This is a genomic window from Blastopirellula sediminis, from assembly GCF_020966755.1.
In the GTDB taxonomy this organism is placed as follows: Bacteria; Planctomycetota; Planctomycetia; order Pirellulales; family Pirellulaceae; genus Blastopirellula; species Blastopirellula sediminis.
The window spans coordinates 1,574,711-1,597,255 of record NZ_JAJKFT010000010.1; the positions used below are offsets into that span (position 1 = coordinate 1,574,711).

Annotated in this window: 17 protein-coding genes; 8 read left to right on the top strand and 9 right to left on the bottom strand. The window is 59.0% G+C overall.

Annotated features, from left to right (window positions below):
* Window positions 1–80 precede the first annotated feature (80 nt).
* Window positions 81–1,007 (bottom strand): ABC transporter ATP-binding protein, encoded by a 927-nt coding sequence (locus LOC68_RS18055; RefSeq protein ID WP_230221322.1) that lies wholly within the window; start codon window positions 1,005–1,007, stop codon window positions 81–83.
* 464 nt (window positions 1,008–1,471) lie between these two features.
* Here LOC68_RS18055 and LOC68_RS18065 point away from each other — a divergent pair, with 464 nt between their 5' ends.
* Window positions 1,472–2,497: a DUF1559 domain-containing protein gene (locus LOC68_RS18065; RefSeq protein ID WP_261360165.1), complete on the top strand. Its 1,026-nt coding sequence runs from the start codon at window positions 1,472–1,474 to the stop codon at window positions 2,495–2,497.
* A 347-nt stretch (window positions 2,498–2,844) separates the two neighbouring features.
* Entirely contained in the window at window positions 2,845–4,239 is a 1,395-nt protein-coding gene (locus LOC68_RS18070; RefSeq protein ID WP_230221324.1) for a bifunctional folylpolyglutamate synthase/dihydrofolate synthase, read from the top strand.
* Window positions 4,240–4,405: 166 nt separating this feature from the next.
* On the opposite strand, the gene LOC68_RS18075 is transcribed toward LOC68_RS18070, so the two are convergent.
* The 3 genes from LOC68_RS18075 to LOC68_RS18085 form a co-directional block, all read right to left on the bottom strand.
* Window positions 4,406–5,629 (bottom strand): DUF1444 family protein, encoded by a 1,224-nt coding sequence (locus LOC68_RS18075; RefSeq protein ID WP_230221326.1) that lies wholly within the window; start codon window positions 5,627–5,629, stop codon window positions 4,406–4,408.
* Window positions 5,630–5,773: 144 nt separating this feature from the next.
* Entirely contained in the window at window positions 5,774–7,060 is a 1,287-nt protein-coding gene (locus LOC68_RS18080) for a DEAD/DEAH box helicase (protein WP_230225164.1), read from the bottom strand.
* Between the two features lie 267 nt (window positions 7,061–7,327).
* Window positions 7,328–7,570, bottom strand: a complete 243-nt coding sequence (locus LOC68_RS18085) for a hypothetical protein (protein WP_230221328.1) — start codon at window positions 7,568–7,570, stop codon at window positions 7,328–7,330.
* 474 nt (window positions 7,571–8,044) lie between these two features.
* On the opposite strand from LOC68_RS18085, the gene LOC68_RS18090 reads away from it, so the two are divergent.
* Both LOC68_RS18090 and LOC68_RS18095 read left to right on the top strand, forming a co-directional pair.
* Window positions 8,045–9,598: a HEAT repeat domain-containing protein gene (locus LOC68_RS18090; RefSeq protein WP_230221330.1), complete on the top strand. Its 1,554-nt coding sequence runs from the start codon at window positions 8,045–8,047 to the stop codon at window positions 9,596–9,598.
* 175 nt (window positions 9,599–9,773) lie between these two features.
* Entirely contained in the window at window positions 9,774–10,310 is a 537-nt protein-coding gene (locus LOC68_RS18095) for a hypothetical protein (RefSeq protein WP_230221332.1), read from the top strand.
* A gap of 101 nt (window positions 10,311–10,411) precedes the next feature.
* Here the strand turns inward: LOC68_RS18095 and LOC68_RS18100 are convergent, their stop codons facing one another.
* The 5 genes from LOC68_RS18100 to LOC68_RS18120 form a co-directional block, all read right to left on the bottom strand.
* Complete coding sequence (locus LOC68_RS18100; protein ID WP_230221335.1) at window positions 10,412–10,927, bottom strand: hypothetical protein; 516 nt, start codon at window positions 10,925–10,927, stop codon at window positions 10,412–10,414.
* A 55-nt stretch (window positions 10,928–10,982) separates the two neighbouring features.
* Complete coding sequence (locus LOC68_RS18105; protein ID WP_230221337.1) at window positions 10,983–11,774, bottom strand: hypothetical protein; 792 nt, start codon at window positions 11,772–11,774, stop codon at window positions 10,983–10,985.
* 152 nt (window positions 11,775–11,926) lie between these two features.
* On the bottom strand, window positions 11,927–12,856 hold the full coding sequence (locus tag LOC68_RS18110; RefSeq protein WP_230221339.1) for a phytanoyl-CoA dioxygenase family protein: 930 nt from the start codon (window positions 12,854–12,856) through the stop codon (window positions 11,927–11,929).
* A gap of 294 nt (window positions 12,857–13,150) precedes the next feature.
* Window positions 13,151–14,188, bottom strand: a complete 1,038-nt coding sequence (locus LOC68_RS18115; protein WP_230221341.1) for a TIGR03009 domain-containing protein — start codon at window positions 14,186–14,188, stop codon at window positions 13,151–13,153.
* Window positions 14,189–14,533: 345 nt separating this feature from the next.
* Window positions 14,534–15,985 (bottom strand): DUF5082 domain-containing protein, encoded by a 1,452-nt coding sequence (locus LOC68_RS18120; RefSeq protein ID WP_230221342.1) that lies wholly within the window; start codon window positions 15,983–15,985, stop codon window positions 14,534–14,536.
* 473 nt (window positions 15,986–16,458) lie between these two features.
* Here LOC68_RS18120 and LOC68_RS18125 point away from each other — a divergent pair, with 473 nt between their 5' ends.
* The 4 genes from LOC68_RS18125 to LOC68_RS18140 all read left to right on the top strand — a co-directional run bounded on the left by LOC68_RS18125 (window position 16,459) and on the right by LOC68_RS18140 (window position 22,544).
* Entirely contained in the window at window positions 16,459–16,956 is a 498-nt protein-coding gene (locus tag LOC68_RS18125; RefSeq protein WP_230221344.1) for a MarR family winged helix-turn-helix transcriptional regulator, read from the top strand.
* Between the two features lie 15 nt (window positions 16,957–16,971).
* Complete coding sequence (locus LOC68_RS18130) at window positions 16,972–19,722, top strand: hypothetical protein (RefSeq protein WP_230221346.1); 2,751 nt, start codon at window positions 16,972–16,974, stop codon at window positions 19,720–19,722.
* Window positions 19,723–20,079: 357 nt separating this feature from the next.
* Window positions 20,080–21,828, top strand: coding sequence for an efflux RND transporter periplasmic adaptor subunit (locus LOC68_RS18135; protein WP_230221348.1), 1,749 nt, complete (start codon window positions 20,080–20,082; stop codon window positions 21,826–21,828).
* Window positions 21,825–22,544, top strand: a complete 720-nt coding sequence (locus LOC68_RS18140) for an ABC transporter ATP-binding protein (RefSeq protein WP_230221350.1) — start codon at window positions 21,825–21,827, stop codon at window positions 22,542–22,544. The genes LOC68_RS18135 and LOC68_RS18140 overlap by 4 nt, the downstream gene beginning before the upstream one ends.
* Window position 22,545: the final 1 nt, after the last annotated feature.

Here is a 22,545-nt window from a genome sequence, read left to right on the forward strand (position 1 = left end):
CCATTGAATCGCTTTACCTAACTAAGCCAAGTAGAGAAAGAAGCGCCGCCGCGTGGGCGACTCCCGACGTAACCTCAGAGTTAGTTGGCCGAATCGTCCCGATCGACGCGAGCGCGACGGCCCGGTCGGGCTTCGCTGTCGCGAACGATGCTGAGGAACAGTTCTTCCAACGTGGTCGTCGGATTCTCGATGTCGATCAGTTCGGCGTTGTGACGCTGAATGACCTGACGAATCTCTTCTTTGGCCTCGTCCGAAAGGCCGCGGGTCCGAATTTGCGTTTCGTCGCGGACCTTCAACAGCGCGTCGACGCGTCCCATTTCTTTCAGTTCGCCCTGATGCAGGATCGCGATACGATCGGCGACGTCCTGCAAGTCGGCCAGCTGGTGGCTGGTGACCAGGACCGTCTTCCCTTCGGCTCGCAGCCGCAGGATCAGGTCTTTCATCTCGCGAATACCGAGCGGGTCGAGCCCGGTGGTCGGTTCGTCGAGGAAAATCAGTTCCGGGTCGTTGATCAGCGCCTGGGCGAGACCAATACGCCGGGTCATACCCTTGGAGTATTCCTTCAGCTGACGACGCTCGGCCCACTTCAGGCCGACCATGTCGATCAGCTTGTCGACCCGTTCCTTGCGAACCGAAGCCGGCATGTCGAACAAGCGGCCGTAGAACTCCAGCGTTTCGCGGGCGCTGAGGAAGCGATAGAGATACGATTCTTCCGGCAGGTAGCCGATTCGCTCTTTAATGCTCACCTTCGAGGGGTCTTCGCCGAACACGAGCGCTTGTCCGCTGGTCGGGAAGAGGAGCCCGAGCAACAGTTTCATCGTGGTCGACTTACCCGAGCCGTTCGGGCCCAGCAGACCGAAGATCTCTCCGCGACGCACTTCCAAGTCAAGCGCCTTCAAAGCGCGGACTTTTTGGCGTCCCCAGAAATCGCGGTAAACCTTGGTGAGATTACGAGTTTCGATAACGATTTCATTGGACGCCGCGGGGGAAGCCGCCGCAGAATCCATGGTCTCGGTCGTCGCCATAGAGGAGCTAAACCTACCAAATTGGAGAAGCGAGAAGGATAAATCGGATGTGAATGACGCCGCGTGCAAGCGACAGAAGAGCTAGCTCTACCCATTCGCTACGCACGACCGCTGGCAATCGTTCGCCGTCTGTCGCCCATTTTTTTGCCCCTGTCCGGGGAAGATTAAGGACGAAGACGTAAAAGGTTGACTATAGATGGCCGCGGGGCTGGTCGCAAGGAAACGAGGTTCCCCGGCCAGAATGTTTCACCCGATCTTCTTTGATTTGTCCGGATTCGCCCGTTCTTACTGGCTATACCGGCTTCTTATCTTGCCTTACGTGGTACTTCTCTCGGGGGAAGGGAATCTACTTGACCAGTCGGTGCTATTGATACATAATCTCATCCACGTAATGAGATAAATTCTCAATTTCAATAGTGTTTTCTGAATTGCGCGGGGACCGGAAAATGAAGAAGTCGGCCAAGAAAGGCTTTACCTTGGTAGAGCTGCTAGTCGTGATCGCCATTATTGGCGTGTTGATCGCTCTGTTGTTGCCGGCGGTGCAGCAGGCTCGTGAAGCGGCTCGGCGGATGTCGTGCACCAACAATATGAAGCAGCTGACGCTCGCTTCCCACAATTACCACGACACCTTCTTGCGGTTCCCCATGACGCGGGAACGCTCTGGCGGTTGGTCCATTCAGGCTCGTCTGTTGCCCTACATCGAGCAGGTCTCGTTGCAAAACGCGATCGAGTTCCATATTCCGTATGACCAATACCTTGTCGGCTCGAAGGATACGGTTCGCTTCGGTACCGACAATCGTCGGCTGCCGGCTTTGCGAGTCGATGCGCTGCTTTGCCCGTCGGAAGTGAACGATCGGACCCGCAACGATTCCAGCGGAAATCCGGAGCACTACCCGCTGAGCTACGTCGTCAATCAAGGACGCTGGGTCGTCTGGGACGGCGCGCGAGGGGGCGAAGGGGGTTTCACGGTCGAAAAGTGCACCAACATGGCCGCGATCACCGACGGAACCAGCAACACGCTGGCCTTCAGCGAAGCCCGCGCCTACTCGCTGTACGATCGCGATACCTCGACCTACAGCGACAAGACGATGCCGTCGCTCAGCACGCAGCTCTCGTACATGAATGGGATTGTCGACAGCGTCACGCGCGATTCGGGGCATACCGAATGGGTCGATGGTCACGCGCATCACAGCGGTTTCACCACCTTCTTCCCGCCGAACACGATGTTCAAAGGAAGCGACGGCAAAGATCGCGCGCTCGACTTCACCAATAATCGCGAGAAGAACGTTACGGCCACCTCCAACCCGCCGACGGTTGCTGCCGTCACGGCTCGCAGCTATCACCCGGGGATTGTGAACGTCTCGTTCATGGACGGGTCGGTTTCCCGCGTGTCAGAGACGATCGATCTCACCGCTTGGCAGTCGCTTTCGACCCGAGCTGGGGGCGAGGTAACTGACCGCACCAGCTTGTAGGGGATGCAACGATTACAAAGCTCGCTGCTGGGAGAATGCAACATTTACAAACAAACGACAGGCTCAGAATTGAGTGATTTGTTGTAACTGTTTTTAAGACAAGGAGATGTGTTGATTTGAAAGGATTTCTGTGCGGGTTCGGCACGGCTTGTGCATTAGAAGCCCATCAGAATCCTGGACGTGAACCCTTCCCGAAGTAGCGTCTCTCCGCACTCTCCGACAGAACTCCGCTGAGATCCTCGCCGGTTTAGGCCTCCCGCAGCCGAACCGGCTTTTTTGTTTCTTGGCCCCTCTTCTGTGGTCTCATCCCAACGACATATTGCGGCCGGGGAAGTAAACTCAAGCGAATGGACGGAAAACCTGCAGCATCGCCCCCGAGCGTCGAATTGGCGACTCCTGAGATTCGCTCGTACGACGAGGCGATCAGCTTTCTGCTGAGTCGTATCAACTACGAGCGATCGGCGGTGATTCCGTATCGCAGCCCGCAGTTTCATCTCGCCCGGATGCGGCGTCTGAACGAGCTGCTCGGGAACCTGGTCGATCAGCTGAAGATCGTTCATATCGCGGGGACCAAGGGAAAAGGTTCGACGGCGACCGCGCTCAGCGCCATTTTGGAAGCGGCCGGCTATCAGGTTGGGCTCTTCAGTTCGCCACATCTCGAGCGTCTGGAAGAGCGATTCGCGATCAATCGAACTCCGTGCCAAGCGGACGACGTAACGCAACTCGTGCGTGAGATCGCGCCGCTGGTGCTGCAAATCGACGCAGAACGTTCTGGCGACGGTCCGACCTATTTCGAGATCACCACGGCGATGGCGTTGCTCCACTTCGTCCGCCGCGGCGTTGATGCGGCGATCTTGGAAGTGGGACTCGGCGGCCGTCTCGATTCAACCAACATTTGCCGTCCGCTCGTTTCGGTCATTACGACGATCAGCCGCGATCACATGGCGCTGCTGGGCGACACACTGGCCGAGATTGCCGGCGAGAAGGCGGGGATCATCAAAAGTGAGACGCCGGTCGTCTCCGGGGTCGATCAACCGGAGCCGGCTGCGGTCATCGAGCAAATCGCCGATCAAAATGCCGCCCAACTAGTCGAGATCGGTCGCGACTTCGCTGTCGAACCGACCAGCGAGCGGACGTTCGACGTGACCTGGCAGTTCGCGGAAAAGAGCGGGGCGCTGACCGGTTTGAGTTGCCGTATGGCGGGCCAACATCAAATGCGAAACTCCGCCGTCGCGATCATGGTCGCCAAAACGCTCGAGTCGCGCGGCTTCTCGGTGAGCGATGAAGCGATTCGTCGCGGCTTGACCGAGGCGGTATTGCCGGGCCGGATTGAGCGTCTGGCCGATTCGCCGGTCATCTACGTCGACGCGGCGCACAATGACGCGTCGATCTCGGCGCTCGTCGACGTGCTGAACGACTTGCCGGTCGATCGTCGTCGACTCGTGCTCGCCCTCTCTAGCGACAAAGAGTACCGCGAGATCCTGCGGCTCCTTTTACCGCACTTTGATGAGATCTGGTTTACCCGCTACGCAACCAATCCCCGCGCGATCGATCCGGCCGAACTAGAAGCGGCCGCGGTGCAATATCCGACCGGACGTCGTAGCGTGATTCGCCATCTCGTCGACGACCCGCAACAAGCGTTCGCCGACGCGATCGCCGCTTCGGACGAAAACGATCTGCTCTGCGTGGCCGGGTCGTTCTTCATCGCCGGAGAGTTCCGGCGGTATTTTCGCGAAATGTAGTATTTGGCGCGTGTGAAATACTAGCCCGAGGCGCGAGCCGAGGGAATGCGGCTACCAAGCGTTAGGGCGATGAACGCCAATTTGCGGCCCGAGCGGAATAGAAGCTTTATCGGTGACGGCGACCACACTCCCTCGGCTCGCGCCTCGGGCTAGTATCAGCGTTTGCCTAAGCGCCTATCCGCTCGTCATGTCCCAGCTTCTCGATCTGCTCTTCGCTGGGGAATTCGCTGACGCGGAACCGCGGCGGATAGGTTTCCAGGTCTTCCAGCAGATCGCCGACGATCGCTTCGACCTTGTCCCACGTCGCCGAGGCGACCGTTCCCAGGCGGCCAGGATCGCCGAAGAGGACGAAGTCGGTCTTCGGCAGCAGTCCGTTCACGTCGCGGGTCCAGACGCAGTAGGTGAAGATCTCGCCGCTCTCGTTCCGCTGGATCGCAGTGTAGGAGGCGACGAAGAGATCGATTCCCTCTTCCTCGAAGACCCCTTCGAGCATCGCTTTCTGCTCTTCGTATTCGCCGAGGAGCGATTGGACCTCGAACTCGCGGAAGCGTCGGTAGAGGGGATGCGATTGGGGCGGGAGCCACGTTTCCCACTCGCCGTCGATCAAACGGACCGGAATGGCGCTGATCGGCCGCGGGTCGGAGATCGACTGCTCAATCAGGTCGAGCATCATCGCCAGGCCGTCTTCGTCGTCGCTGCCGACGACGATCAGCGAATCGCGATTGGGAGCGACGGCGACCGGATCCCCTTCCAGCTTGAACTCCAGGATATGATCGATCAGTAGCATGCGAGCCGCGTCGTAACTGTCGCCGCTCGCCAACGCATACAGCTTTTCGCCCACCACGCCGACGACGAACTCGGCGTCCTCGAGGTTCTGTTTGGCGATCTCCATCACTTCGTAAAGCGAGACCCCCCAGGTATCGAGCAGTTCCTGGTCGATCGCGCGGATCGATTCCGGCAGGTCGTAGACCGGCGCTGCTAGCAGATGCTGGCCGACGTCGACGTAGGGCAGGTTGAGCGGGGGGCCGCCGCGAAAGTGCTGTTCAAGCCGGAGCATCTCGAAATAGGCTTTGCTCCGTACCACCGGGCGGACGTCGTGCCGCGCGTCTTCAAAGTCCTCGGGGACTTCCTTGCGGTAGGAGAGGAGGGCGCGGGTCGCCTGGGAGAGGAACTCATTGCGGTCCGCTTTCGCGATGCTGCAGTACTCGGCGTAGAGGTTATTGAGGTTGGCGACGCCGGCCTCTTCGCCGTTTTCGTAGAAGCGGAGCTGGAACTCTTCTTTGTGAAAGACGATTTCCTTCGTTTCGCCTGCCTGGCGAATGCGATCCATCAAGAGTTGGGCGAAGCGCTCCTGCTTGGAGGGGCCAAACAAAAAGTCAAACATGCCCATGCCGAAAAGCTCCTGCTCCCAAGTCAAACGCCGCAGCGACGTCTGACCATTCGTCCCGTCGTCCTCGTAGTTTGGACTTTGACGCGATCGATTGCAAGAAATCGACGCGCTGCAGCGTGCGAAAGTCGCAGCAGCGCTCGCCGATTAGAGAGCGCGACGATACCGTTTGCCGCGTCCGCTCGGGCCTTTGGGCGGCTCCGACTTCGGAGCGTCGACGACCATGCCGACTTCGCGTTCGCCATCGGGGCCGATCGCCGTCGCCGCCGGACCAGGGCCGGTGTCGACATCGGTTCGTTCGTAAGGCTGGAACCCTTCCATCTCGTCGCGGATCAACAGCTTGTCGATCCGAATCTCGATGCGGGTCAGCTCGTTCCCCTCTTCCGGCGTGACGAAAGTAAACGCAATCCCTTCTTTCCCCATGCGGCCGGTACGGCCGACGCGGTGGACGTAGTCGTCCGAGAATTCCGGGATGTCGTAGTTGATGATGTGCGAGACGTCCGAGATGTCGATGCCGCGGCCGACGACGTCGGTGGCGACCAGGACCCGAAATTTGCCCGCTTTGAAGTCGGTGAGGGCCCGGTTGCGGGCTCCTTGCTGCATATCGCCGTGAATGCAGTGGACCAGCTTGGTCTTCTTGGCCAGACGCTGGGTGATTCGCTCGGTTCCGCGCTTGGTCCGGCAGAAGACGATCGACTTGCGGGGTTGTTCGCGACGGAGGAGCTCGACCAGGAGATCAAACTTCTTGGATTGATCGACGGTGAAATACCGCTGCTCGATCGTCTCGGCCGAGATATTGGTGGGGGAGAAGTCGACCTTTTCCGGGTCGCGCATGTACCGCTGGGCCAGCTTTTCGATCGACGGCGGAACGGTGGCGGAAAGAAGCAGCGTTTGGCGGCTATCAGGGCAGCGGCGGAGGATCTTTTCGATGTCGGGGCGGAAGCCGATGTCGAGCATCCGGTCCGCTTCGTCCAAAACGACGATCCGCAGCATCTCAAGGTTCAGCGCCTTGCGGGTCATCAGGTCGATTACCCGTCCCGGGGTGCCGACCACGATGTGAGGAGCTCGCTTCAGCTTTTCGATTTGCGAGCGAAGCGGTTTGCCGCCGTAGATCGCGACTACGTTGACCCGCTGGCCATGGGCGAGCTTGGCCAGTTCGTCCCGAACTTGCACCGCCAATTCGCGGGTCGGGGTCAGGATCAGGGCCTGGGGGTTGCGCGAGTGGGGGCCATGCTCCAGGCCTTCGATGATCGGAATGCCGAAGGCGGCGGTTTTGCCGGTACCGGTCCGAGCCTGGCCGAGCACATCCTTTCCCTCAAGGGCCAGAGGGATGATGGCGGCCTGGATTGGGGAGGGTTGAACGTATCGCGCCGCGGCGAGGGCGGCCTTCATTTCGGCCGACAGAGCCATGTCGGCGTACTTGATATCAGCCATCTGGGACAAGGGAAGCTCTACTGTCAAGGGCTGCGTGCTTGAAATATAAGCCCTCTAAGATACCCCAGTCGGTCGCTAGCGACAATCGGCAAAATTAGCGGTAGGCGAGCCTAAGTCGTTGAAGCGCAAAAAAATAGGCCGAGCCGTAACCTCGCTGAAAAGCGGGATAGCGGCCCGGCCTGTCTCGTCGTAACGGGCATTCCCGGGTGGGGAACTGCTTGATTAAATGCGGCCTTGCGGCCGCATCTTAGCCTGTCGCGTTAAGCGTTAGGCGGGGGTAGCCGGAGCGACCGGGGCTTTCGCCTTCTTCTTGGCGGCCTTCTTCGGCGACTTCTTGGCTACCTTTTTGGTGGCGGCCTTCTTCGGCGATTTCTTGGCGACCTTTTTGGCGGCCTTCTTCGGCGACTTCTTCACCGCTTTCTTGGCGACCTTTTTGGTGGCCTTCTTCGGCGATTTCTTCGCGACTTTCTTGGCGGCCTTCTTCGGTGCAGCTTTCTTCTTGGTTGCCATCTCCGTGGCTCCTCAAGTGGTAGCGCCCATCTTCTGTAGTGAACTGCTCCTTGGGCGCTAGGTAGGGGGAGCAATTCGAAGTTCAAATAAACGAATCGATGCTGCCGGCAGTTGGCGTTCGGCCGTCCGTCCTACGGCGCCTCGATTCGATCAGTAGTCTTGAGGACGTGCTTCACGACGAAGTTCTGCGTTTGAGTTTTGGCGATCGCTTGTGCAGTTTGCGATTCGCTAAACGCGTCACAACATTCGTGTCCGCGCATTGAATCAATTTCGCAGGTTTTTCGTCAAGGTGAATTATCGTACTTGGATTACGAATTGTTCAGAAATTTCTCGTGAAGCGACCTCGAACGTCCAACTTTGATCCAAGAAGACGCTTTGCGAGTCGCGCTTTTGGTGGTCGTAGCCCAATCAAGATCCAACTACACTACAGAAATCGTCTCGCTTCCTTCGCATCGTTTTTCCCTCGCAGCATTCATGTCGGACCGCCTTAACGATTTCCTTTTGCATCTCTCCGGTACGCTCCCAACCGACGGTCCGAGCAGTGGAGATCCCCATCGATTTCACTGGATCGCGGTCGCCGACGAACTCGAAATCGCCGCCATCTTTCATGCGCTGGAGCACCTCGAAGGGGAGCTGTCGCCGCAGCGCCGCGCAATGCTCGACGCCGCGCTGAACCTGATCGCGATGCGGCTCCGCGACGATCCGGAGCTCCCTGAAGAGCTGATTCCGCGGATTGCCGCTCTTTATCGCCGCTGGGGCGATAGTCACCCGTTGCGGCACTTGTTACTCCCGTGGCTTACCGCCAACGGGACGGTTGAAGCGCTCCAGGAGTTCGCCGACCTGATCGCGGACGATCCGCCGAGCCGCACTGCGGCCGCCGCCGTCGGTTTTGCGCCCCTCCTACGACATGGCGATTTCAACGCCGAGGCCCTCTATCCGCGCCTCCTCGCCGCACTGCAGCACCTCAGCGTCGCGGCTCTCGTTTTGGATCTCTCCAACTTTTTGTTTCGCTCGGGACGCTTGCAGCAGCACCCGGCCGCCGACGTCAGCAACCAGCTGATCGACCTCTTGGGCGGGATCACGACGCGGCTGGGGCAGTTGGAAGAAAATGCGGAGCTGACCCCGGAGAAACTGCAATTGATGCGTACTCAGGTGTCGGAAGGGGTCGCTCTGGCGGTCTCGCTTTGCGACGCGCTGGCGCTGATCGGAGACAAAAACGCCATCGGCAAGCTCAATCAGGTGCTCCAACTCAGCCATCGGCAGCTGCAATGCGAAGCAGCGGCCGCTTTGGCCCGCTTGGGCGTCGAAGAAGGGACCAAGCATCTCGCCGAGATGGCCAAGCACCCGGTCGTTCGCCTCCGCGCGCTGAAGTTCGCCGAAGAGACCGGCGGGCTCGACGCGATCGAAGAGGAGTTCAAGTCGCCGGTCGCTCGCGCCGAGGGGGAACTCGCCCTCTGGCTGTCGCAGGAGACGCAATTCGGCCTACCGCCGCACGAGATCGAGCTGATTGATGAGCGCGAACTGGCCTGGCCTGGCTATGACGATCTGCAGAACTGCTATCTGTTCCGCTACGCCTACCACATGCCGGCCGGCAGTTTTCAATCGTTGGGGATCGTCGGCCCGCTGACGCACAGCTTCGCCGCCGATCTGACTCCCTGGAAGCCGGAAGACGCCTACGCGGCGTTCGCCGGATGGCAGGCCGAGCACCAGGATGTGTTCGAATCGGAGCCGGCCGAATGGCAAGAGGCGCAAAAGCAGCTGGCCGATTCGCTCACCGCGCGGCTTCAAGCGGAAGGGTACCACGTGATCCAGGTGATCAAGCTGGGTTACTTCTTCGGCGACGTTCGCCTGATCGCCGTGGTGCGTCGACAGGACGGTCTCCCCGGCGTCGCTGTGGCTGATCTTCGCACGACCACCTTCTACGGCAGCGAAGGAACTGATCGCCCCATCGGCCCGCACGAGGCCTACATGATGCACAAGGGACGAGAATTCCTGGCCAACTTCAATCCAAACACCTATGGGATGTAGGGTCCGCTGTGCGGACCAAATGCGTTGGAATAACGCCGCTGATTCCCTCGGCTCGCGCCTCGGGCTGGTTACGTCTCCTCCCAACAAAAAACTAGGCAGCGTCCGGCAAAGGAGGTAGGCTGACGGATGTCCGTTCGACCTCTTCTTCTCAACTGCGCGATCGGGGAGACGACTCATGGCGATCTTGGTACGACTTAGCTTGGCGTTCGCCTTTCTAATGTTCCTCGCGGCAATGCTCCTGCCGGGGACCACCGGCGCTTCGCCTGATTTTAATAAACGGTCCGAAACCAGACGGGCCCTGAGTCACATGGAGATCAACGTTCTGATCCATCGGGACGGCAACGATCGCGTGCCGGGGGATACGGTCGAAGAGCTGGTCGCCAATCTCGAAATCTTTGGCGCCGACTTTGAAGGAGACGAGGGGAAGCTGCTCAAGGATGGGGTCGACGGTTGGGGCCGGCCGCTGGTCCTGGTAAAGACCGGTTCGTCAAATTGGGTGATCCGCAGCTTGGGCGCCAACGGCGTTGACGATCATGGCCGGGAGGACGATATCGAGACCGAACTGGAAGTCGCGCCGCGTCCAGTCCGACCAGTTTCGACCAGTCGCAGCACCGGCGTTTGCGGTTGCGGCGCCAAGAAAGAGGTCGAACAGGAAGTGCATTCCTCCGGCGACGACCCGCAACCAACCCTCGCCCCGAAGCTGGAAGCGTAAGTAGCCTCCCATTCTAGCCCGCAGCGCAAGCAAGGGAATGCGGGTGGAAATCTCGGATTGCGCGACTTGTCCCAATCCGGCTTTTCAACGCGCCCGACTGGTTAAATGTTCTCCACATCCCCAGTAAACTCCGCCGGGTTGGCGAAACACTCCGCATAGAGCTGGGCGCAGGACGTAATGGAATCAGCGATCTCGCCGGCGATCTGCAGCGTCTTGGCGTAGTTATCGTCCTCTTCGATGACGAAGTACTCGATAAAGAACTTCAACGTGCGACCCAGCTGAATTTCGTATCCCTTTGGCGGCAGCGCCATCGGCCGCATTTGGATCGGATGATCGCTTCGCGCCCAGTCGCGCACCCACCAGGCCAGAAACTCTAAACTGAGCCACGCGCCGGCCGAGCGATCGAAGATAATCTCGATCTGCAGCAGGACCTCATCCTCGAGACCGCCGCCGGTACGGCGAATCGCCACTTGCGGCAGGTCGCCGTACTCGCCTGGCAGCGAGAGGTCGTCCGGCGCGACGTCCATCAACGGCTTGGGAGAACAAAAACAACCGGCGACGCCGGGCAGGGCCGAGATTGCGTCGATCAGGGCCTGGACTTGGGGTGGTAAATCCATTGCGTGGGGCGTCCTCTGTTAGGAGGTTTTCGTGAAGTGCGCCTGTGCGAACGATTTACTTCAAATCGCCTGCGTCGATGACGATCTGTCCCAGGTCGGTCATCTTGCCGGGCTCAATCGTGATTTCGCAGACCCCTTTGCGGTCGGTCTTCTCGTCGCCGATTTTGAGATTCTTTAAATAGCCGCCAGCCTCATGCCAAAACGAGAATTCCCATTTGCCGGCCGGCAAGTCTGCGATGGTGAAAGCGCCATTGTCATCACTGGCTGCGGCGTAGGGAGAATCGCGAACCAGCAGCTGCGCCTTCATCCAGGGATGAATCGTGCACGCGGCCGGAATGGGAGATTTCTCTTCTTTTTCGAACGTTTGGACGTGGGCGCCATCGGGCGGCACGAGAACGTTGAACGTCGTATTGAACCCCGTGACGCTGAAGTTGTGGGCGATCGGATCTTGATTGCGGAAGTGGACTGGACGCTTGGTCCAGATTACTTCCATGTGCGGCGTATACACGCAGGCCAGGTTGTCGACGTTGATCGGAACATTGGCGAGCTGCAAATAGTTGGGGTGCGGTTCCGGCGCCGACTTGCCGCGAGCGGGGGTGATCCAGACCGCGACGTTTTTGAGTTCGCCGTTGGGTCCGACGAGCAACGTCTCAGCAAAGATCGGCTTCTTGCCGCAGACTTCCACATCTTTGTCGACCTTCAGTCGCAGCGGCGGCGGAGTCATTCCCTTCACGACGAACTTGCCGGTAAGTGAGCCCCATTGAGCGTGAGCCGCGGAAGATGCGAACAGAATGAGCGACAAAGTCAGTAGCAGTGCTGGAGTACGAATGGCTCTCTCCTTTGGCATGACAGGTCCGCGCGAAGAAATCGGTCGGTGCGATGCCAATCTACTGGACTGAAACTGCGGTGGCAAACTTTTTTGGCGGTTCGACTATTCGCCGTTTGTCGACCGCATTCCTTGCATGCGCTGCAGGCTAGTGGAGAAAGCTTGGCGAGCGACTACCAATTGAACGGACCGACTACTTCGCTCGACTTTTCAACTCCTTCGGTGACGTAGTGAATCACCAGCGACTTGCGGGTTGTCGTCGGTTTCAAGACTTCGGCGCCGCCGTGGATTAGCTGGCCGTGCCAGAGAAGGATTTGCCCCTTCTTGGCGCAGAAAGTCCGTCGTTCGTATTTGAGCGCTTCTTCGGCGACGAATCGATGGTAGCCGGCCTGATGTTCCGGCGCCGCGGTCCGGAGATTGGTTTGCGGATAATTGTCGAATCCCTCGTACCAGCCGCTGCGATGAGATCCGGGATAGTATTCCAAGGGACCGCAGTCGGGGCTGATGTCTTCGCACGCAATCCAGACCCCGATCAAGTAGTTGCGAGGAATGATATGGAAGACGCCGATGTCCTGATGCAGCTTCTGGGCGCTGCCGTACATGAAGTTGATGCTGGCGAACTGCTTGGCCGGGCGCCCCATGATAAGGGAACACTGCGCGCGAATTGCCGGGCTGCGGAAAATCCTCCGCGTGTTTGCATCGAATTCGTGAAAGCCGTGGATGCGCCAATTCGAGCGGGCCAACATCTCGACTCGCTGCTCGGGCGTGAATCGTTTCAGCAACTCTTCGTGCGAGATCGCTATTGGAGGCGAGTCCGGTTCCAGTTTGACGCCGAGATACGACAGTCTGGGAATCGGCTTGGAGGCCGTAATGGTTGATTCGAGGAAGGCGTTCATCCCATCGATATCGGCTTCCGGCACTAAGTTGTCGAGAACGACGTAGCCGTCAGTCGCCCATTTGCGGAGCAGTTCGCATTCGGCATCCGAAATCTCACCCCGAGCGCGCTTCTGGTCGATTTGATCGAGGGCGTCCTCTTCTTCAAACCACGGAGGGCTGGTGATAGGAGCAGGGCGTTTGCGGAAGCGCGACAGAAACGAGAGCATGTTGGGCCAATCTCTGCGAGGGGGGAACTCACACCGGCAGAATGACCCTTCAACATCGCTTGCCTCAATGAAATCCTGGAGAATTCAGCATGAATACCAGGTTAGCGCATCTCGGTCGCAGGCGAAGCCCGGCCGGACGAATCGCTGTTTTCATTCCGCTCGCGCGTCACTGGAAGTGTGGTTACGGAAACGAGAAAAGGCCGAATGACGAGCAGTTCGTCATTCGGCCTTCGACGTTTGTTGTATTGGCCTGCCGCAGTCCCTTGCTTGCGCTGCGGGCTAGTGTGGCGCGGCTTAGCGCGGGATGCCGTTTTGTTGATTCGGGCCGCGGGGGGCCAGACCGAGCGGAACGTTCTGCACGCCGCCTGGTTGTTGAGCGCCGAATTGGTTTTGACCCGGCTGGGCGGCAATTTCCGGTTTCTCGACCACCTTCTGCCAGCCCGACGGCAGGCTCGGTTCGTAGAACGCGCGGCGGAAGAGGTTCAGCTGCTGCACGTTCAAGGCGAAGTCGCCTTGCGAGAAGGTTTTGCGATTCTTGAACTCATACGCGGTGCGGGTATGAACCGGCGGCTGGGCGTAGGGGTTCCAGTTGCGATCGAAGACCTGAATCGCAAACGGCAGGAACTCGGCCTGATCGATCACGATTTCGACGTGATGGAAGTTCTGCGAATCTTCCAGGTATTTCGGCCACGCTTCGATCCAGTACTCTTTGTCGTTACCCGGCGGCGTGGTGACGCGGAGCCAGTAGCGAGCTTTGATCTCTTCTTTGTTGGCGCCGAACATGAAGGGAAGGGGACCGTTCTTGATCGCTTGCCCTTGCTGTTCCGGCGGCAGCTGACGTTCGATCAGCTGCTTCTTCGGAGCGTTGAACTCGAAGATCGATTTGCCGTCGCAAACCCAATGTTCCAGGAAGTCGCCGGGGACCGGTTCGTAGGTCGGCGGCTGGTTCGGCTGTTGCGGAGCGCGGTATTCGCGCAGTTCCGACAATTGGAAGCTTCCCTTGTCCGGGTTTTCATATTTCAGTTCGCCGGCGGCGTACGTCTTGTGATCTTGCGGCGGTCCAAAGACCGAGTCGTATTCCCAGCGATGGAACTGGCATTCGTACTGCTGCACTTTGCTGCTGCGGAATTCCCAGTAGCCGAGAATGTCGTCCAGGTACTTCAAGTGCTGCGGAGTCAATTCGGCGACCCATTGCGGCGTCGGCATCTGGGGAGGAGCCGGGGCGCGCTGCGGGGCGACTTGACTAGCGGGGACGACGGGAGCTTGAGCCTGAGCGGCGACCGTGAATTGGACCAAGGCCAGGGCCGCGGCGGCGAAGATTCCGTTCTTCATTCGAGGCGTACCAACGTGCACATGTTGCTTGCGGTCACAACGAACATCCCTGTCGCTGCGACGCGGAAGGCGCATCGGGGGAGAGGCTTCCGCAGCGGGCCAGTTTAACAGGCCGCACAGCGCCGACCTAGAGCAGATTTCGCCCCTAGGGAGGGGCGAGCGGGGTGGGTGATAGCACTCGAGAATAACAAGGGTGCCGTTGCCACGGCTTTGCGTGGCAATGAATGCGTTCAGCAATTTGGCAGAGGTGCGGCCTGACGCTTAGGACGGTGACGCAGAGGGCCTTCAAATAATCATGATCCGCCCACAATCATTGCCACGAAGACGTGGCAACCGGCACCCAGCTTAGAGAGTCGTTTGCTGCTCGTCGGCGGTCAGACGCGAGTCGATTTCCGACTTCAACTTCTCTTGCGTTTCGACCAGCTTTTCTCGCAGGGTCTGGACCGAGCGATAGGTGCGGCTCACTTCGGCCAGGACCGTTTTCAGGTGAGCTTCCATCTTGTCGTTGAAGGCCGTGATCTGTTCCAGCTCGTTGGTGACGTTGTTCAGGTCATTGTCGAGCGACATGCCGAGCGCCTCGCGACGCTGCGTCACTTCCTGGGTCCGGGTGATCTGGGCGTCGGTCAGGGTGATTTCTCCCTGGTAAGCGGCGATCTGATCGCGGACGCTGTTGAGCATCGAGTAGGCGAAGCGGAACTCGCTGCTGAAGTCGTGCAGCGGGCGGAGGTAGACGTCTTCTTCGATCTTCACGGTACCGTCCGCAGACAACTCGGCGGCGGTGGTCGCGTCAAGCAAAGTGGTGTCCCCTTGCTTGAATTCGGTCGCGGCGCCCTGTTTCAGTTCAGGAGCGACCGCCAGGCCGGTGGCCGACTCGAAGTTTTCCCGCGGGCCGGTGACGTCCGAATCGGAGTCGACGTCGACCGAGAGATCTTTCAGGAAGGTCACTCGTTTCCAGACGGTGGCCGGCGGATCGTTCGGATCGGCCGTCTTGCCGGTGCGGGCGAATTGATCCTTCAACATGGCTGCGACAGCCGGATCGCCGCCGCCCCAATTGAACGTATCGTCGATGATTCGATCGACTTCGGGTTGTTCCATTTCGGCGTAGATTTCGCGGTTGTCGGTCGGCATTTGGTCGTATAGCGTCCAGCTTCCCCCTTTGCTGACCAGCGCCGCTTGTTGCGGCGTGAGCGGCAGCGCCGGTTCCAGCGAGACGGTCGGGAAGTTGGTCGTCGTGACGATGAATTCGCCCAGATAAACGCCTGGCAGCACGATGCCGTTCGGACGAGGAACTTCACCAAACGCGTAAACGACCGTATCGACGGCGAGCGAACGATCTTGCGACGGCGCCGGGGCCATCGGATTGGTCGGATCGGGCTGACGCGCCGGCATCACCACGTCGATCGAGTTTTGCGCCAATTGACCTGCCTGGCAACCGCGCCAAACGCGACCGCGATTGTGCAGGACTCGTTTCAGTTCGGCGTTGGCGGTCAGGACCGAAGCGAACGGTTCGTCGTTCGAAACGATGCGGCCGGTCTGTTCGTTGATCGCGACGCCGGTTTCCAGCGCTTTCACTTCCGCTTCGAGACGCGCGTGCGTTTCGGTCTTACTTTGATAGTCGGCTCGCCAGGCGGCTTGCGTCTTCAAAACCAAAGCGCTCAGCACCATGAACGCAAACGCGGCGAAGAACGCGGAGAACGTCGCTAGCACGGTGACGATATGCCAAGTCTGAAAGTTGAGATACGACAAGATCCCAAACAGCAGCACCAGCACCGCGATCACGATGTAGAAAATGGTCATGTCAGGTCTTTGGCTTGAGCGGAGGAGAAAGCCTATTGGGGATCGCAAGCGACGCCGTCAAAAGGTGACGAGTCTTTCTAGTTTAATTCCTATGTCGCCGCCGACGCGCAAATTCTGCGGAAATCGCAGGCGCATAGGATGGGTCGATAATAGACTAGGAAAAATGGGCAGTCAAGTTTGTCTGTGCCTTTCTGGTTTCCTAACCTCTTTCTAACATAGCACTTCCGTCGCGGAGTGCCGGTCTTTTCGGCCAACTTTGGCACCAGGGTCCCCCACATGGAAGGGTTTGGTCTCTGCTGGGGTGTTATCGAAGTCGGTACAGGCCGCAGACGATTTCCCGCTGAATGATTCAAGTGGCGACGCTTTCGGGGACGAATCATCCCCACAGGGAATCGTTTCATCTGGAATGATTCATACGATCCGCAGTCGCAGGCAAGTCGGCCGGCGGCTTTCGAATTGCGAAAGGGAACGGCATGGATGCCGAACAAAACGCCGCAAGTCGCTGGCGAATCTTCGCTCGTTTGGCCGAATCGACAGGCCGGCTCGACCGATTGGTCCGCCGGGCGCTGGCGGAAGCGCTTTCAGACGCCCAACTGAGCGAAAACGAATTCCTGGTCCTGGCCGCCTATGACGACGTGGCGAATCCTCCATCGCAGCGTCAATTGGCCGATCGCTTGGCGGTTTCGCCGGCGCAAATCAGTGCGATCGTCGAACGACTTCGCCAACGCGAGTGGATCGACGCTCAACGTGACCCGCACGATCGTCGGCGTCAGCAGTGGCGATTGACCGACGCCGGGGTCGAAGTCATTCATACCGCCGGAGCGGCCATCGCCGCACGGTGGAGCAAGCTGGAGGAAGCTCACGAGTGTACTCCGCTGGCGTCCGAAGCGCTGCGTCATGCGACGCAACTTCAGGTCTCTCCCTCTTCCCACTCCTCCAAGACTCCCACCTCGGCTGAGCGCGCAGCCTAAGACGGAAATGGTTTCATGAAGCGACATCAAGACCTGATTCGACCTGGATCTCGCGGCGGCGCCGTAGCGCTGGCCGTCTGTCTGGGGTTGATCTTGGTCGCCGGCTGCTTTCGAACTCGCGGCTTTTATCATGATCAGGCAGACGCGGACGCTTATCACCTGATTGCGCAGAAGGCGAGCGATCCTCGGTGGGAGCTGCCGGACTATTCGGTTTACCCGAATCCGGAATCACGGATGTTCGATCCGTACTCGGAAGACTTCCCGCCGCAGCCGCTCGACGATCCCGCGTCGAACGAATTGATGTACTTCGTGGACGGCAAGAAGAACTATCAGAAGTGGACCAAGAACGGGGTTATCGACTCGGTCGAGAATCCGGCGTGGCTCGCCTTTCTGCCGTTGAACCATGACGGCACGTTGACGCTCAACGACGATCGCGTCGTCGAACTGGCGCGGCTCAACTCGCGCGATTACCAGACCGAGCTGGAAGACCTGTATCTCTCCGCACTCAACGTCAGTTTCCAGCGATTCCGCTTTGACGCGCAGTTCTTTGGCGGGTACGAAACGATCTTCACCGCCGATGGTCCGCAGCGCAGCGGCTCTCGTTCGTCGAGCGAACTGCAAGCCAACACGCGCGGCATCCAAATGGAAAAGCTGTTCGCCCCCGGCGGCGAACTGGTGGTTGGTTTCGCAAACCAGCTGGTGTGGGAATTCTCCGGACCAAATACGCATTCGGTCAACTCGCTAATCGACTTCTCGCTGGTGCAGCCGCTATTGCGCGGCGGCGGTCGACGGGTCGTGCTTGAACAGCTGACGCAATCGGAACGAGATCTGCTCGCGAATGTTCGTCAGATGGAACGTTTTCAGCGCGGGTTCTACCTGGAGATCGTCGCTGGGCGTTCGGCCGGGCCGGGACCAGCGGCAGGCGGAATCGGATTTCCGAGCGTCGGCGCCAGCGGTTCGTTCTCGGCCGGCGGTTACATGGGATTGCTGCAGACCGAGCAAAACATTCGTAACCAGGAATCGAACATCGCCGGGCTGCGGAGCAGTTTGACGCAGCTCGAATCGTACTTCGAAGCGGGGCGTATCGACTCGTTCCAAGTGGAACTGACGCGTCAGGCCCTCTTCCGCGAACAAAGCTCGCTCCTTGCCAATCGGGCGTCATTTGCGAACCGGTTGGACCTCTACAAGATCGATCTCGGATTGCCGCCGGAATTGCCGGTCAACTTGGACGTCGATCCCTTCTTCAACCAATTCAATCTGATCGAGCCGGCGTTTACGCGCGTGCAAAATCAGCTGACCGATCTGCAGATCGAACTTGGCGAATCGATCATCGGCATGTTGCCGGACCCAACTGCGGCAGAGCTCGATCCGCTGCAGCAACTAGAGCCGGAGCTGGTTTGGAACGAAGAGTCGCAAATGACCTTCGCCGGGATCGTGGCGAAGTTGCGACAGATCCAAGAATTGCGGGGCCGCGTCGCCTCGGAGTTCGCGCCGCTGGTCGCGAAAGACGTCGATGGTCTGCGCGAGATGTTGCCGCAGCGGGTCACCGAGCTAGAAGAGATTCAGCGGCAATTGGCTGAATACGGAACGCAGAACGGCAAGCCGACCACGCAAGAGTCGGTCACCAACGGCGTGCTTAGCACTGGACGCCTGACCCGTTTGCCCGATCAGCTGGACGCGATCCAAGTCGATTTGCAGGAAGATTTCGCCCTGCATGGCGAAACGCTTGATAAGTTGATCGCCGACATCGAGAAGCTGCAAGTCGACGCGCCGAACTTGACCCCGCAGGAGTTGTTCAAGCGGGCGCAAGCCGAAGTCTTCGGCCAGGCGCCAAGCGAGATTTCGGCCCTTATTTCCGATGTCCTCGGCTTGTCGCTGGTTCAGGCGCGAGCCAGAACCGAATCGATCACGCTGACCGAAGTCGATATTTCGGCCGAAGAGGCGCTCGACATCGCCCGGGCGAATCGCCGCGACTGGATGAACGCCCAAGCGGCGCTGGTCGACTCGTGGCGGCAAATCGGCTTCTTCGCCAACGACCTGGAAGCCGATCTCGACGTCGTCTTCTCGGGCGACATCGGCAACCTGGGGACGAACCCGGTGAAGTTTAATTCCGACAATGGACGACTGCGCGTCGGCTTGCAATGGGATGCGCCGGTGACGCGGCTGGTCGAACGGAACAACTACCGCGAGTCGCAAATCGCCTATGAACGGACGCGGCGTCAGTATTACGAGTTCCGCGATCTCGTCTGCCGCGGCCTTCGCGACACGATTCGTACGATCGACGTCAATAAGATCAACTTCGAACTGCGTCGCGCCGCCGTCCAAGTGGCGATCTCGCAGGTCGAACGAACGCAGTTGCGTCTGCAGGAACCGTCGAAGCCGAACCAGGATCAACAGAAGTTCGACTCGTCGACCGCTCGAGACTTGATTAACGCCCTCGATAGTTTGCTCAGCGCTCAGAATGACTTTTTGGGCGTCGCAGTCAACTACGAGGTGTTGCGCCGCAGCCTGGACCTCGACATGGGGACGATGCAATTGGATAGCCGGGGCATCTGGATTGATCCCGGTCCGCTCGACACCGCTTCGTGGCGAACTCGCTCGAATCTCTTGAGCGGCGACGGCGAGATGATCGAAACGCCGCAGCCAGCAGAAAACCAGGACGGCGCAGGGGTGCTCGAAGACTTGCCAATGGATTTGCGAGCTCCGCTTCCACCGATGGACAATGGCATTTTGGATGACGTGATTCCGCCCCCAAATGCGAAGTAGTACAGGGCATAAGGGGAGATATCGCGTGATTTTCTCGGCGAAATCTCAATTTCACCAAGAATGATTGTCGACTTACGTATGGCTAATTTGCGGTAGTCTGGTAAGTGAAACAGCTCACTAAAAAAGATCTGGCGTGAGCGAAACTCTTGAACTGGTCAGGGGTTAAATCCAATTGCGGCAAGGTTGTCGCTAGCAGAATATCTGCGCAAAGGAGAGGTTTTAGCGACCATTTTTGCGGGTGACTTGCCCCTTTTAGTTGGCTACAATTCAGGACGACTCGCATCATTGCGACTCGCCCCGCCTCCATCCCACCACCTCGCATGCAAGCACGCGTGCGACCCACCCTACGAGCACACGATGACAGGATTTAACACTGTTCATTTGCTGGGGGTCTCGGCCAACGGTCGTCGAGGATCGACGACGCGATTGGTGGTTGCCTCACTGGCTGTCGTTAGCGTCATCGTTGGCGCAGCGTTTTATTGGAATCGTCCGAGCGCCAAAGGCGTGGTTGCGTCGAACGAGTTGTTCCACACCATTGAACGAGGCGCGTTCCTGCATGATGTGGTTGAGCGAGGCCAGGTCGAAAGCGCCTCGAACGTCGAAGTGAAGTCGGAAGTGCGCAGCTATCGCACGACCAACTCATTCGAAATCTTGTGGGCGATCGACGAAGGGGCTCCGGTGAAGAAAGGGGATCTGCTGATCCGTTTGGACTCGTCGGCGCTGGAAGAAGAGCAAACGCTACAGCAGATGGACGTGACGCAATCGATCGCGTCTCTCTCCAAGGCTGAAAATGAGTTAGCCGCCGCTCAGATCGCGATGAACGAGTATGTTCTCGGTACGTTCATGGAAGAGTTGAACGAAATCGAAAGCGAAATCACGCTGGCTGAAGAAAACGTTCGTCGCGCGGAAGAGTATTTGCTCTATAGCGGTCGTCTCGCCGCCAAAGGCTACGTCACCTCGCTGCAATTGCAGGGGGATCAGTTTGCGCTGAAGAAGGCGAAGATCGAACTCGAAAAGTCGCAGACCAAAAAGAAGGTGCTGCAGGAATACACCAAAGAAAAGAAAATCAAAGAGCTCGACAGCAACATCAAGGTGGCGGAAGCCGACCTGGAGGCGGCGAAGGAACGGCTGGAACTCGAAAACAAGATGCTCCAGTTCTTTGAAGATCAGATCGCCGCGTGCGAGATTCGGGCTCCCCAAAACGGCCAGGTCGTCTATGCCAACGTTTCGAGCGGCCGCGATTCGAGCGACTTCGTCTTGGAGCCGGGCGCCAAGGTTCGTGAACGCCAGACACTGGTTCGTCTCCCCGACTACGAAGCGATGCAGATCGTCTGCGACGTCAACGAGTCGCGGATCGCGCTGATCGAAAAGGGAATGCCGGCGACGATCAAGCTGGACGCTTACGACAATTTGGAACTGATGGGGGAAGTGATCCGCGTCAACGAATATCCGACGCCGGGAAACTGGATGAGCTCGTCGGTCAAGAAGTATGCGGTGACCGTCAAAGTGCTGAACCCGACCATGCAGATCAAGCCGGGCATGACGTCGCAGGTTTCGATTCATGTCGAGTCGTCGGCCGACGTCGTGCAGGCTCCGGTTCAAGCGGTCTACGAACATGACGGTTCTCACTTCTGCATCCTGCGCGACGCGTCGGGCATGGTGCAAGCGCGACGAGTGGAGATCGGCTCGAACAACAGCCGCTTCGTCGTGATCAGCAAAGGGCTGCAGCCGGGAGACCAGGTCGCGATGAACCCCCGCGGCTTCCTCGATAGCGTCGATCTGCCGGCCGCCGTTTCGCCGGCCGAAAAAATCGCCCAGCGGTTTGAAGAGGTGAACGCTCGAGAAAAATCGACTGCGACGACCTCGGTCACCAGTTCCGCCGCAGCCGACGTCGAAAAGATCGCCAACAAGTACGATCGCGACGGGGACGGCGCCTTGAACGCCGCCGAAATCGGCGCCGAAGCGACAACCGATAATGCGGCGCCCAAGGAGTCGAAGAAGAAGCCGACTCAGGATCAGGTCGCCGACGCGGAGACCTCCGCCGCTGCGACGCAGGAACACGCGGCGCAGCCTGAACGCCAACGGCCGGCCGGAGGGGGCCAGTGAAATATGCGGTGCAGGTCGAAGACCTTCGGAAGATCTATCATCTGAAGGGAGAAACGGTCCACGCGCTGCGCGGCGTTTCGTTCGACGTGCCGGAAGGGGACTACGTCGCCATCATGGGGACGTCCGGTTCCGGCAAGAGCACGCTGCTTAACATGTTGGGGTGTCTCGATCGACCGTCGCAGGGGCGCATTCTCCTCGGCGGTTATGATACCAGCACTCTCTCGGACGACGATCTCTCGCAGATGCGAGCCTCACGCGTCGGCATCATCTTTCAAGCGTACAACTTGATCCAGCAATTGACCGTGCTGGAGAATATCGAAGTCCCGCTCTACTATCGCGGCAAAGTAACGGCCGAAGATCGCCGCCGCTGCAAAGAGCTGGCCTTGATGGTCGGTCTGAAGGGACGCTTGGACCATCGCCCGATGCAGCTTTCCGGCGGTCAGCAGCAGCGCGTCGCCGTCGCTCGCAGCTTGATCAACAATCCGGAATACATTCTGGCGGACGAACCGACGGGGAACCTTGACTCCCGCACGACCGAAGAGATTCTGGCGCTGTTTGAGCGACTGAACAACGAAGGTCGGACGATCATTATCGTGACGCACGAAGATGACGTTTCGGAGCATGCGCAGCGCGTGATGCGAATGTCGGATGGGCAGATCGCTTCCGACTATAAGATCGAGAATCGTCGTTCGGCCCTCGCGGCCGCAGCCTCTTGAT

Excerpts from the sequence above, each read along its gene's own strand:
- LOC68_RS18095 (WP_230221332.1), top strand. The coding sequence starts at position 9,774 with ATGGCGATCTTGGTACGACTTAGCTTGGCGTTCGCCTTTCTAATGTTC.
- LOC68_RS18110 (WP_230221339.1), bottom strand. The coding sequence starts at position 12,856 with ATGCTCTCGTTTCTGTCGCGCTTCCGCAAACGCCCTGCTCCTATCACC.
- LOC68_RS18105 (WP_230221337.1), bottom strand. The coding sequence starts at position 11,774 with ATGCCAAAGGAGAGAGCCATTCGTACTCCAGCACTGCTACTGACTTTG.
- LOC68_RS18120 (WP_230221342.1), bottom strand. The coding sequence starts at position 15,985 with ATGACCATTTTCTACATCGTGATCGCGGTGCTGGTGCTGCTGTTTGGG.
- LOC68_RS18080 (WP_230225164.1), bottom strand. The coding sequence starts at position 7,060 with ATGGCTGATATCAAGTACGCCGACATGGCTCTGTCGGCCGAAATGAAG.
- LOC68_RS18115 (WP_230221341.1), bottom strand. The coding sequence starts at position 14,188 with ATGAAGAACGGAATCTTCGCCGCCGCGGCCCTGGCCTTGGTCCAATTC.
- LOC68_RS18100 (WP_230221335.1), bottom strand. The coding sequence starts at position 10,927 with ATGGATTTACCACCCCAAGTCCAGGCCCTGATCGACGCAATCTCGGCC.
- LOC68_RS18065 (WP_261360165.1), top strand. The coding sequence starts at position 1,472 with ATGAAGAAGTCGGCCAAGAAAGGCTTTACCTTGGTAGAGCTGCTAGTC.
- LOC68_RS18070 (WP_230221324.1), top strand. The coding sequence starts at position 2,845 with ATGGACGGAAAACCTGCAGCATCGCCCCCGAGCGTCGAATTGGCGACT.
- LOC68_RS18135 (WP_230221348.1), top strand. The coding sequence starts at position 20,080 with ATGACAGGATTTAACACTGTTCATTTGCTGGGGGTCTCGGCCAACGGT.
- LOC68_RS18130 (WP_230221346.1), top strand. The coding sequence starts at position 16,972 with ATGAAGCGACATCAAGACCTGATTCGACCTGGATCTCGCGGCGGCGCC.
- LOC68_RS18075 (WP_230221326.1), bottom strand. The coding sequence starts at position 5,629 with ATGGGCATGTTTGACTTTTTGTTTGGCCCCTCCAAGCAGGAGCGCTTC.
- LOC68_RS18055 (WP_230221322.1), bottom strand. The coding sequence starts at position 1,007 with ATGGATTCTGCGGCGGCTTCCCCCGCGGCGTCCAATGAAATCGTTATC.
- LOC68_RS18090 (WP_230221330.1), top strand. The coding sequence starts at position 8,045 with ATGTCGGACCGCCTTAACGATTTCCTTTTGCATCTCTCCGGTACGCTC.
- LOC68_RS18125 (WP_230221344.1), top strand. The coding sequence starts at position 16,459 with ATGGATGCCGAACAAAACGCCGCAAGTCGCTGGCGAATCTTCGCTCGT.
- LOC68_RS18085 (WP_230221328.1), bottom strand. The coding sequence starts at position 7,570 with ATGGCAACCAAGAAGAAAGCTGCACCGAAGAAGGCCGCCAAGAAAGTC.